This window comes from Streptomyces sp. NPDC050743 (assembly GCF_044456925.1).
Taxonomy (GTDB): Bacteria; Actinomycetota; Actinomycetes; order Streptomycetales; family Streptomycetaceae; genus Streptomyces.
This window is the reverse complement of the sequence record NZ_JBITGJ010000169.1, coordinates 1-10,439: the sequence shown is the minus strand read 5'-3', so window position 1 is coordinate 10,439 and position 10,439 is coordinate 1. Positions and strand designations below refer to the sequence as shown.

Below are 10,439 nucleotides of genomic sequence, written 5' to 3'. Positions count from 1 at the left end.
CGCCGCGATTTGGCACAACTTCCAGACCGGGCAGACGGTCAGCCGGTCACTGACCGCCTACGACCACTGACCGTGTTCGGAAAGACTCGTCTAAGTGGTTGTCGGACGATATTGCCCTGCGGGCGGAGTTGAGTGCTCCATCCGGGGGAATTGCGGTGACGGACCGCCCGGCGGGGGCGTTGAACGAGCATGAGCGGAAGTCACAAGCGCAAGCGGTCACGGGCGCGAGCGTTCGAACAGGTGCAAGCGCAATTGGCCCGTGCGGCCGCCGCGATGACCGCGGGAAAGAAGCCGCCGCGGCAAAGAGCGGAAGAAACGGTTCGCCCGACAGGCACAGAACCGGACAACGGCCGCCTCAAAACGGCACCGCCGGCATGAGCTGAAATCATCCGCCCCATTTCCCGCCGCCTACGAGGCAGCGTGGCAAGCGCGGCTGAGCCAGGGGCTAGGCAGCGGTCAGCCGGGCCTGGACCTGCGCACCTGCATCGACAGCGGGCTGATGACCTTCTCCTTCCTCCTGGTTGGCCTGGAGGCGCGCCGGGAACTCGACCTCGGAGAGCTGCGCGAGCACCGCCGACTCCTGCTGCCCGTCGGAGCCGGGGTGGTGGCGATGGCCATCCGGTCGGGATCTACCTCGCCGTCAATCACGTCGGACCCACTGCCCACAGCTGGGCGGCCATACCCACCGACAGCGCCCTGGCGCTCGGTGTCTTCAGCGTCATGTCCCGCCGCCTGCCAGCCAGGATCGGCACTTTCCCACTCACACTGTTCGTCGTCGACGACCTGGTCGCGCTCCTGGTGATCGCCGCCTTCTACAGTCACGGCATCCGGCGGCTCCCGCTGGCCGTCGCGGCTGCGGCCTCGTCCTCGCACTGGGCACCACGATGTGGGCGGCTCTGATGGGCAGCGGCGTCGACCCGGTCGTCGTGGGCCTGGCGATCGGCCTGGCCACCTCGGCGTACGCGCCCATACGCACCGATCTTCCGGGGGTGCCCGGCTACTGGGTAGCGGTCAAGTCGCGACCTTTTATGGGATTGGGCATGACGACGCGAGGAAATGTGCCAACTCCGACGGACGTCGCCGCCCAGCGGACAACCCTTGCCCGCCACCGGCGGCCACACACCGGAGGCGGGGTGGACTCATGCAAGGTGCCGTCAGCTGCTCAGGGCGGCCTCGGCGTCGGCGACAGTGGCAAAGACCCGCAGAACCTGATCGGCTCCGGTCATCTCCGCGGAGAGGTCCGGCCGGCATCGAAAACGCTGTCGCGCCGTCCCCGCAGCCGGGCATAGGCGTCGAAGCGGGCAAGAACCTCGTGGTTCAGCTGCTGATGCGATGGGGCGAGAGGCGGGTCGGATGGAACGTTCCGGGCGGACATCTGCGGCATCTTCCTCTTCCTCGGCCGGCGGGTGATCGGAATCTACGCGTCCGCTTTCCGTGGTCGGCAAACATCTCTTTCACTTCGCGGACCCCGCTGGTGCACTAGAAGCTCCGGCAGACGGTCATCACGGTCTCCGGCACCGTCCTTGTCAGGGCGGTCGGGTCGTTGCGTCCAGGTGGACGACGACCATGGCGATGTCGTCGGCTGCGCCGCTGGTGAGGTCCAGTCCGGCCAGGAGGGCGTCGGCGAGGTGCTCCGCGCCGAACCCGGTGCAGGTGGCGAGCATGTCGGTCAGGCGGGTCAGGCCGGCGTCGATGTCCTCACCGCGGCGTTCGATCAGGCCGTCGGTGTAGAGGACGAGGGTGTCGCCCGGGGTGTAGGTCGCGTTGGCCTGAGGGCGGGGGACGTGTTCGGGTCGGGCACCCAGCGGTGGGTCGGTGGCCTGGTCGAGCAGTTCGCACGTGCCGTTAGGGTGCAGCAGGACGGGCGGGGGGTGGCCGGCGCTGCTGTAGATGAGCAGGTGGCTGTGGCAGTCGACGAGGACCTGGACGGCGGTGGCGGCCAGGGCTCCCTCGACCGAGCGCGCGTACACGCCCAGGATCTCCAGGGCCTGAGCGGGACCGGGGACGGCGCGGGTGGCGGCGCTCAGCGCGCTGCGCAGCCTGCCCATGACGGTGGCGGCCATCAGCCCGTGGCCGACCACGTCGCCGACCGCGACAGCGAAGCGGCCCGCGGGCAGGTCGACTGCGTCGTACCAGTCACCGCACACGTTCAGTGCTCCGGTCGCAGGCAGGTAGCGCACGGCGATATTCGGGTGCCGGGCCAGGTCAGGGGTGTGGAGCATGGTTTCCTGCGGGGCGACGGCGATGCGCCGTTCACGGGCGTGGGCCTGCCGAAGTTCCTCGTTGAGCCGCTGCAGCTGCCGTGCCCGGGCGTACAGCTCGGCCTCCATGGCCGCTTCCCGGCCGGGGCGGACCGACGGCAGGTGCGCGGTGCGACGGGCGCGGACGACGTCGGTCATGTCCTCGGACCGGTGGAGGATCCAGGCGACCCGCCCGTCCGGGCCGAGTACGGGCACGTTGATCGCGGTCCACCACCGCTCCTTGAACACCTCGGGGTTGCCCGCGACCGCGATGTCGTACCTCTGCAGCGCCATGTGATCGGTCTGGCCGCAGGACAGCACCCGGTGCAGCGAGGCCTTCAGCGTCTCCATCCCGTCGGCCTCCGGGTCGGCGGGGTTGTCCGGGAAGACATCGAAGAGGTACTGCCCGACCAGCTCGGCCCGGCTGCGTCCGGTCACCTCGCAGAAGGCCGGGTTGGCAGCGGCGATCACCAGGTCCGTGCCCAGCATCAGGCACGGGCTCGGAAGGACGGCGAACACCGCCGTGTAGTCGATCTCCGATGCCGTCACACGCGTGTCCCTGCGAGTTACTCCCTCTTCAATCTACAAACTGCCCTGCCCCCGCGCCCGCCGGGCTCCCCATGGGCAGCCCGGGTCGCGGCTGCGTACCCCCAGCCGGCGTCCGCCCTGGCCGGGACCCTTCTCCCTGTGCGGTATCCCGGCCCGATGGTCTCGGCGCCGTCAGGAAGGCCACCGGCCGCCCCGCAGATCAACTCCTGGGGCGTACGCCCCTGCCCTGCCCGACCTCGCCGGTCGGCGAGCGACAGCGTGGCGGGAAGAGGCTTGACTCAGGGCCAGGCGGTGCGGACGGGCGTTGCGGGCCGAGCAGCTGCGCAGCGCACCGAGGAGCCCACCGAGAGCGACACCGCCGGCGTCTGGGAGTGCCGGCCGCAAAGGGTGCGCAGGCCGCCGTCCGCGGAACCGGCCGCGCGATTTGGCGGGGCCGGCCGTAGCCTTCCGCCATGACCGAGACCCTGACGCCGACTCCCGACGATGCCTTCGAGATGCTGCTGGCCGGCAACCACCGGTTCGTGGCCGGCTTGCCCGAGCACCCCAACCAGGACGCCGCACGCCGCGCCGAGACCGCCCCGGCCCAGAGTCCCTTCGCGGTGCTGTTCGGCTGCTCCGATTCCCGGCTGGCCGCGGAGATCATCTTCGACCAGGGGCTCGGGGATCTGTTCGTCGTGCGTAACGCCGGGCAGGTCGTCGCCGCGGAGACGTTGGGAAGTATCGAGTACGGCGTGAGTGTGCTGGACTGCCCGCTGGTCGTGGTGCTGGGCCATGACTCGTGCGGGGCCATCGCAGCTGCCCGCGCCGCCGCCGACGGCGGCCGGGTGCCCGCCGGTATCGTCCGTGACGTTGTCGAGCGTGTGACCCCGAGTGTGCTGGCGGCCCGCGCCGCCGGACGCGAGCAGCCCGAGGAGATCCTGGCCGAGCACATCCGGCACACCGTCGACCTGCTGCTGGAACGCTCCCGCGTGCTGGCGGAGCGAGTGTCCGCCGGCCGACTTGCCGTGGTGGGCCTGTCCTACCGCCTGGCCGACGGCAGTGCACAACTGTTCGCCTCCCACGGCCTGAGCAGGGCTGCTGCCCCCACACGGTGAAACCCGCTGTCGGCCGCCCGGTGTTCAGTGCTACTGGAGGCCGGGTACCGAGGAGGGCCGGGGCCCCGCGGCGCGGCGGAGCCGGTTGGCGATCGCCAGTCCCAGCCCCTCCTCCACCGGCAAGGACGCGACGATCAGGTCGCACCCTTGCCGGTCGAGCTCGCGCAGGAACCCGTACAGCCCGCGCGCATAGGCGGCCATCGAACCCGGGAGAGCCACCACGGCGTGCACCCTCACCGCAGCGTCGGTGAAGGAGGCAGGCAGAAGGACGCCCACCTGGTGCCCCAGCTCCTGCGCCAGCTCCGCCTCGGCGACGACCTTCTCCGGCTCGACGAGGACGACCCGCGCACGCGGCGCGTAGTGCGACGGATGCTGGCCCGGCACCCGAACCCGGCTCGTCGAGGGGACCGCAAGCGGGCACCCCAGCACCGCTTCGAGGTCCTCGCGTGTCACCCCGCCGGGCCGCAGGATGCTCGGGATCGCGCCCGTGGCGTCGACGATGGTCGACTCGACACCGACCTCGCAGGGGCCGCCGTCCAGCACGAAGTCGACCGCCTCGCCGAGCTCGGCACGGACGTGGTCCACGGTGGTGGGGCTGACCGAGCCGAAGCGGTTGGCGGACGGGGCCGTGACACCGCCGCCGAAGGCCGACAGCAGCGCGAGGGCGACGGGGTGATCGGGCACGCGTACGGCCACCGTCTCCAGGCCGCCCGTCGCTTCGAGGGGCACGCGGGAACCGCGTCGCAGGACCAGCGTGAGCGGCCCAGGCCAGAAGTGTTCGGCCAGCAGGCGCGCCGTAGCGGGCACGTCCTGGACCCAGTCGTCCAGCTGCTCCGCGCCGCCGATGTGGACGATCAGCGGGTGGGAGGGGGGTCGCCCTTTGACCTGGAAGATGCGCGCGACGGCGGCGGGGTCCTCGGCGTTGGCGCCCAGACCGTAGACGGTCTCGGTCGGGAGGGCCACCAGACCGCCGTCGCGCAGCACGCCCGCCGCCTTCTCGATATCACTGGTACTTGCCATCACGCTGGCAATCCTCCCACTGTTCCGCTCCCCTCATTTTTTGGGGACCGGTCCATACCCATGGAGCGACGACCCATCGGGCGGCATCGCGGGCAACGCGAGCGGCGGCGTACTCCGTCCCGGCGACGAAGCGCATCATGGGGCCGAACATCGGGGCGGCCAGCGAACCAGCGACGTACAGACCAGGCACGGATGTTTCGAACGTACTGGTCAGCTGAGGGGCCTTGGAGCCGGGCGCGCAGACGATGCGCCGCCGTAGCGTCGGGGTGAGAAACGCAAGCGCGTCGATGTCGAGGCGGTAGCCGGTGGCGGCCGGCACATGGTCAACAGCCAGACCCTCCGAACCACCCGGCCCGGTGAGCTCCAGCCGGGCAGTGGAGCCGGATGCCTCGGCGCGGGTGACTCGGCACGAGGTACGTACCGGCACGACATCCTCGACCGGGTCGCGCAGCCACCAGCCACCCGAGGGCCCCAGCGCTCGGCGGAACACCAGCAGCGGGGCGGCAGCAGGCAGCCGCCGCACCCCGCCCGGTGCCCGGCAGACCGCAGCGAGCATCCAGCCCGTCCCCAGGGGGAAGCGGGCTGCGCGAGCCGCTGTGGCCAGGGCCAGCTCGGCCGCGGAACCGCCCCCCACGGAACAGGCCCGCACCCGACGGACGGGCCAGCGCCTGACCGGCCACCCAAACAGGCCCTCGTCTGTCGGACGGATGTCCTTACTGCGCAAGGTGACAACCGGTTCTGGCACAACTTCCGTGCCGCGCCCGTACGGATGAGGTATCAGGGGTGCTGGCCGTATTCAGGTGTCGGTCGTGCACCGCTCCCTTGTCCAATCCGCTGGAGCAATGTGGGTGGACGCCGCCGCCTTCAGTGAGGGGCCGGGAGCACTACACGTACGGCCCGTCGACAGTGCCTGTTGGTTCCTTTCCGGTGACCCAGATCCGTACGGTCCCGCTGGTTCGTTTGCCACCTAGGTGATCAACCCGCTGGATGGTGTGCTCCTGCGGCCCCACACCGACCCGTCTCGGCTTTACGGGTGTTGCCGGCGGGACGAGTTCAACGGACCGAACTTGCTGTGCGCCCGCTGCAACAGCGAGGTCCGCATCGAGATCTCCGATTGCTGGACCGAGTACGACATCCGACTGTTGAGTATCTTGATCCGATTGACATGGCCTTCGACCACACCGGAGCTCCAGGGCAGGGTAAACCCGGCGCTGACGGCGTCGCGGTCTCGGTCGATGCCGGCGGCGAGGGTGTGGAGGCGCACAGCCGCCACTCGCCGAAGTCGCGACGACACGGGCAAGTAGCTCCGCACAGTGTCTCCGTGGTACCCGGCCACGGAGCCTCCCGCGAAAACCCGTTTGGCAGACGAAGGGCGACCACTGCTACATTTCCACAGGCCGTGCGAGAGATCGAGGAGGTGGTACCCGTGAACGCAGAATCGACATGGGTGCTCCCCTCCGGGGTCACGGTCGGGCGATAGACAGGTCGTCCGGGAGCGCCGTTTAAGTGCACTCCCGAAAGGCACGACCATGCATGTCACTTCCGAGCAGCGCCTCGACGACGGCGTCCTCGAACGCGAATTCACCCTCGGCGAGATCCCCGGCATCCTGTGGACACCCGCATCGGCATCCGCACCGGCGCCGCTGATCCTGCTGGGCCACCCTCCCCTCGGGCTGCGCCAGATGTACCCCCGACTGGTGGCCCGGGCCCGGCACGCTGCGGCGGAGGGCTTCGCCACGGCCACCATCGAGCTCCCCGGAAGCGGCGACCGGCCCCGCTGGCCCGCCGCCGAGCAGGCCCGCGCCGACCTGCGCCGGGCGATCGAGGCCGGCGAGCCGGTCAGCGACGAGATCGTCGACGCCCTCATCCTTCCGCTGATCGAAAAGGCGGTCCCGGAATGGCAGGCCGCCCTGGACGCCCTCCTTTCGCTGCCCGAAATCGGCGGCCCGGTCGGGTACTCGGGGGGACTGATCTCCATCGGCATCCGGCTTTCGGTGGTCGAGCCGCGCATCGTGGCCGCTGGCTTCTTCGCCGGGAGTTTCGTGCCTCGCGCCATGTTCGAGGAGGCCCGGCAGGTCACTGTTCCGCTGCACGTCCTGCTGCAGTGGGACGATGAAGGGAACGACCGGCAGGCGGCCCTGGACCTGTTCGACGCCTTCGGCTCGAGGGAGAAGTCCCTGCACGCCAACATGGGCGGGCACACCGGCGTCCCACAGTTCGCGGCGGAGGCCGCGGCCCGGTTCTTCAGCCGACATCTGAAGTGAGGCCGGGCCGTCAGACCGGCAGCAGACGGTAGCTGACGGCGGCCGGCACGCCGCTCATGGAGGACAGGTCCCGGCCCTGTGCAGCACTCCACACCGAGGGCCCCTGCCGAACTCCCGGCAGGGGCCCGTGCTCCCTGACATCATGCACCGTCCGGCTTCTGCACAACTTCGAGTACCGCCCGAACCGTGTGCAGATGCTGCCGGCTCCACCAGGCCGTGCCGGGCCGCCCTCTGCACCGCCTGGTGATGGTGAGGACGCAGCACACCGGACAGCACCCAGTCATGCCCAGCCACCTCCTCATAGCTGCCAGACGCATTGGCCTTCAAGAGCTGCTGATGGGATGCCGGGCTTGGCGAACAGCGCGGTGGCCCTGGGCCGGTTCGGAACGTAGGGCTGTCACAAACCGGGAGGCCGTCTTGTCTTCGCTGTGGACACTTCCCGATTGGACAAAAACATGAGTGCTGAGCACGCAAACCTGCCCCCAGGCGTTGAGGTGATCGCTACCCTGCCGGAGGCGACGGCCGGGATACCGGCAGGCTCCGAGGCCAGGACCGTCCGGGTCACCCTGTCGCCCGGTGACCCCGGCGCGCCGCCGCACCGGCACCCCGGGCCGCTCTTCGGATACGTGGCCCAGGGCGAGATCCTCTTCGAGCTGGAAGGGCAGCCGCCCCGAGTGCTCAAGGCCGGTGACGCCCTTTTCGAGCCCGGGGGCGACGTGATCCACTACCTGGGGGCCAACAACCTTCCGGACGCGCAGTCGGAGTTGGTGGTGACCATGTTCGCGCCGCCAGGTACCCCGGTTCTGACGGTGGTGAGCGCGGAGGAATTGGCCGAACGACGACACCTACGGTTCACCCAGCCTTGATGATCTCCGGCATTGCGGCTCTCTCTTCCCGCCCTGGTCGAGCAGCAACTGGTGGCCGCCAGGGAGGCTGCGCAGCACAGCCGATAGCGCCCCCGGCGTGTAGATAGGCTCCTGGGCGCGGCAGGCGCGTCATCCAACGCCTTCGGGCGGGTGGGGGATACCCCTACGCCTGCCGCACCTCAGGTACCCTTCGCCTTCCGGCCGGCCGTCCTCTTCACGGCCGTCATCTTCCCCGTGGCCTTCTTGGCCGGCTGCTTCTTCGCGGCGGTCTTCTTCATGGGCTCCGGCAGTCTGCCCCCACATGCCCTGGAGATGAGCCCAGCCCGGCTTGTGCACCCGGCGGCGCGCTGCGCCGACCACCCTGGAGCAGCGTCGCACCAGGGCAATTTCGGACAGGAGGCGAATTCTCGAGCGAGGCGCGGGCCGTCGGCCGCGGCCAGGCGGGCGGAACGGCCGCCTGGCCAGGCCTACAGGAGGGCCGCCCCACGATCCTCCAACTCGCCGACGACTTGGCCATGGAGATGCCCCAGGACCTACCCTCCACGGCCGACCGGAAGCTGCCCCGGGTGGCTGGCCCGCCACCCGCGCACCTGTGGTGGGGCTGAGGAGGCGTCGTTCGTCGCGTTGTTCGAGACGCGGGACAGAAGCTTCATGTCGTCGGGGTCGCTCCGGTGCAGGACGAAGCCTTCGCGAGCGCCAGCAGACTGGGGCCGCACAGGATGACGGACAACCAGGGTGCCGAGTCGACGAACCTCACGGCCGTCCCCCGCCGTTTCCATCGTGCCGTCGCCCCTCACCGGCCGCATGCCGCCGTGATGCGATCCGCGCGGCGGCCCGCTACCGTGAAGCTCCGTTCCGGGCGACCGGGGCGCCGGTACGCCCCGTCCGGGAGCCGCCTGTCCGAAGGCGCCATGACCTGCCGACTCCATGAGAACGTCCAGTTCGACTACGAGATCCGGGTCGCCCTCGGCTCCGCGTGGCGGCAGGGCGCCGATGTGGGCGAGGTGCTGGCGACCGCTGCCGCCGTGGCCGACGGGGACGGGAAGGCGTGGTTCGCCGCCTGGGCGGAGCTGGGACGCAGGGTGCGGGAACAGGCCGAGCGCGGCGCGGCCGAGGAGCGGACGGTCAGCGCCAGGGACGCCTGGCTGCGCGCCGCCGGGTACCTCGGCACGGCCTTGGTGGGCGTCGACGCGGTCGCGGAGCCCGAGAAGCGGCTGGGCGAGGTGTTCCCGGAGCACCGCGCCTGCTTCGACCGGTTCCTGCGATCCTGGGACCCCCCAGCAGAGCCGGTCTCGATCCCGTACGAGGGCACGTCCCTGCCCGGCTATCTCGTCAGCCCGCCAGACGCCTCCGGGCCGCTGCCGACGCTGATCGTCAACAACGGCAGCGACGGCCCGGTCAGCTCCGCCTGGACGCTGCTCGGCGCGCCGGCGGTGGCACGCGGCTGCCGCGCCCTGTTGTTCGACGGCCCGGGTCAGCAGTCGATGCTCTTCGCACAGGGAGTGCCCTTCCGGCCCGACTGGAAGAACGTCGTCACGCCTGTCGTGGGCTTCCTCCTCGCCCGTCCGGACGTCGATCCCCGGCGGATCGCGCTGGCCGGCATCAGCCAGGCCGGTTACTGGGTCCCGCGCGCACTCGCCTTCGAGCACCGGATCGCCGCCGCGGTCGCCGATCCGGGAGTGGTCCGCGTGGTGGACAGCTGATGGCACAATCTGGGCCCGGACCTGCGCGCCCTGTGGGAGTCCGGCGACCGTGAGGCCTTCAACGGCTACATCGAGGAGGGCCTGCGCCAGGACCCCGCGCTCGCCGCGATGTGACGCTGGCGGGCCAAGCCGTACGGCATCGACGCGCCGTTCGACCTGCTGACCGAGGTCGCGCGGTACGACCTCACACCCGTCGTCAACCGGATCACCACTCCCCTGCTGATCACCGACCCGGACGGCGAACACTTCTGGCCGGGCGCCTCGCGGGAGCTGTACGACGCCCTGCCCGGCCCCAAGCGCCTGGTCCGCTTCACCGAGGCGGAGGGCGCCCACCTGCACTGCGAGCCGATGGGCCGCGCCCTGTTCGAACAGCGCGTCTTCGACTGGCTGGACGACCGGCTCGATCTGTAGCAGCGCTCGATGACCCACCGTCGGCGGCCCAGTCGTTCACTTGAGTCGATTCCTGTGCGGGCGATGCGGACGCCGATGCATCGGCTGTTCAGCGATCGCCGCAGATCGCGAACGTCGTAGGCTTTGTCGGCATGCAGTCGCTGGGGCTTCGGCCCGAGGCTGATCAACTTCATTATTAATCCCTAGTGTTGTGTATGTATAGTTCTGTGCATGGAGTTGCTGCGCATGTCCAAGGCTGCGAAGCGTCTCGGGATACACCCGATGACGCTTCGTCAGTGGGCGTTGGACGGCA

The 10,439-nt window shown here is 70.1% G+C and carries 8 protein-coding genes and 2 pseudogenes; 6 read left to right on the top strand and 4 right to left on the bottom strand.

Translation table 11 applies throughout. The annotated features are described in order from the left end of the window. Positions 1–379: 379 nt before the first annotated feature. Positions 380–900 (top strand): annotated as a pseudogene (locus tag ACIBJF_RS49360) (Na+/H+ antiporter NhaA). A gap of 626 nt (positions 901–1,526) precedes the next feature. On the opposite strand, the gene ACIBJF_RS49355 reads toward ACIBJF_RS49360, so the two are convergent. Then, the gene (locus ACIBJF_RS49355) at positions 1,527–2,729 is read right to left on the bottom strand and encodes a PP2C family protein-serine/threonine phosphatase (protein WP_399184439.1); all 1,203 of its coding nucleotides are present in this window, start codon (positions 2,727–2,729) and stop codon (positions 1,527–1,529) included. 512 nt (positions 2,730–3,241) lie between these two features. On the opposite strand from ACIBJF_RS49355, the gene ACIBJF_RS49350 reads away from it, so the two are divergent. Continuing rightward, positions 3,242–3,883 carry a carbonic anhydrase gene (locus ACIBJF_RS49350; protein WP_399184437.1) on the top strand — a complete coding sequence of 214 codons (642 nt, stop codon included), beginning with the start codon at positions 3,242–3,244 and terminating at the stop codon, positions 3,881–3,883. A gap of 30 nt (positions 3,884–3,913) precedes the next feature. On the opposite strand, the gene ACIBJF_RS49345 is transcribed toward ACIBJF_RS49350, so the two are convergent. Together ACIBJF_RS49345 and ACIBJF_RS49340 are read right to left on the bottom strand one after the other, a co-directional pair. Further along, entirely contained in the window at positions 3,914–4,903 is a 990-nt protein-coding gene (locus tag ACIBJF_RS49345; protein WP_399184436.1) for an L-threonylcarbamoyladenylate synthase, read from the bottom strand. After that, positions 4,887–5,459 carry a hypothetical protein gene (locus ACIBJF_RS49340; protein WP_399184435.1) on the bottom strand — a complete coding sequence of 191 codons (573 nt, stop codon included), beginning with the start codon at positions 5,457–5,459 and terminating at the stop codon, positions 4,887–4,889. Before ACIBJF_RS49340 ends, ACIBJF_RS49345 begins: the two co-directional genes overlap by 17 nt. Before the next feature lie 973 nt (positions 5,460–6,432). On the opposite strand from ACIBJF_RS49340, the gene ACIBJF_RS49335 reads away from it, so the two are divergent. The 3 genes from ACIBJF_RS49335 (at position 6,433) to ACIBJF_RS49325 (ending at position 9,736) form a co-directional block, all read left to right on the top strand. Next, on the top strand, positions 6,433–7,167 hold the full coding sequence (locus ACIBJF_RS49335) for an alpha/beta hydrolase (RefSeq protein ID WP_399184434.1): 735 nt from the start codon (positions 6,433–6,435) through the stop codon (positions 7,165–7,167). A 494-nt stretch (positions 7,168–7,661) separates the two neighbouring features. Further along, positions 7,662–8,033 (top strand): cupin domain-containing protein, encoded by a 372-nt coding sequence (locus ACIBJF_RS49330; RefSeq protein ID WP_399184433.1) that lies wholly within the window; start codon positions 7,662–7,664, stop codon positions 8,031–8,033. 911 nt (positions 8,034–8,944) lie between these two features. Continuing rightward, complete coding sequence (locus ACIBJF_RS49325; protein ID WP_399184432.1) at positions 8,945–9,736, top strand: alpha/beta hydrolase family protein; 792 nt, start codon at positions 8,945–8,947, stop codon at positions 9,734–9,736. Between the two features lie 413 nt (positions 9,737–10,149). On the opposite strand, the pseudogene ACIBJF_RS49320 reads toward ACIBJF_RS49325, so the two are convergent. Next, positions 10,150–10,296: pseudogene (locus ACIBJF_RS49320) on the bottom strand (IS5/IS1182 family transposase); the annotation flags it as partial. Positions 10,297–10,357: 61 nt separating this feature from the next. Between ACIBJF_RS49320 and ACIBJF_RS49315 the strand changes: the two are divergent. Then, positions 10,358–10,439: helix-turn-helix domain-containing protein (locus tag ACIBJF_RS49315; protein WP_399184438.1), on the top strand; the 82-nt coding region annotated here is incomplete at its 3' end.

Coding starts and splice junctions, on each gene's coding strand:
- ACIBJF_RS49355 (WP_399184439.1), bottom strand. CDS start 2,729: ATGCTGGGCACGGACCTGGTGATCGCCGCTGCCAACCCGGCCTTCTGC.
- ACIBJF_RS49350 (WP_399184437.1), top strand. CDS start 3,242: ATGACCGAGACCCTGACGCCGACTCCCGACGATGCCTTCGAGATGCTG.
- ACIBJF_RS49345 (WP_399184436.1), bottom strand. CDS start 4,903: ATGGCAAGTACCAGTGATATCGAGAAGGCGGCGGGCGTGCTGCGCGAC.
- ACIBJF_RS49340 (WP_399184435.1), bottom strand. CDS start 5,459: ATGCTCGCTGCGGTCTGCCGGGCACCGGGCGGGGTGCGGCGGCTGCCT.
- ACIBJF_RS49335 (WP_399184434.1), top strand. CDS start 6,433: ATGCATGTCACTTCCGAGCAGCGCCTCGACGACGGCGTCCTCGAACGC.
- ACIBJF_RS49325 (WP_399184432.1), top strand. CDS start 8,945: ATGACCTGCCGACTCCATGAGAACGTCCAGTTCGACTACGAGATCCGG.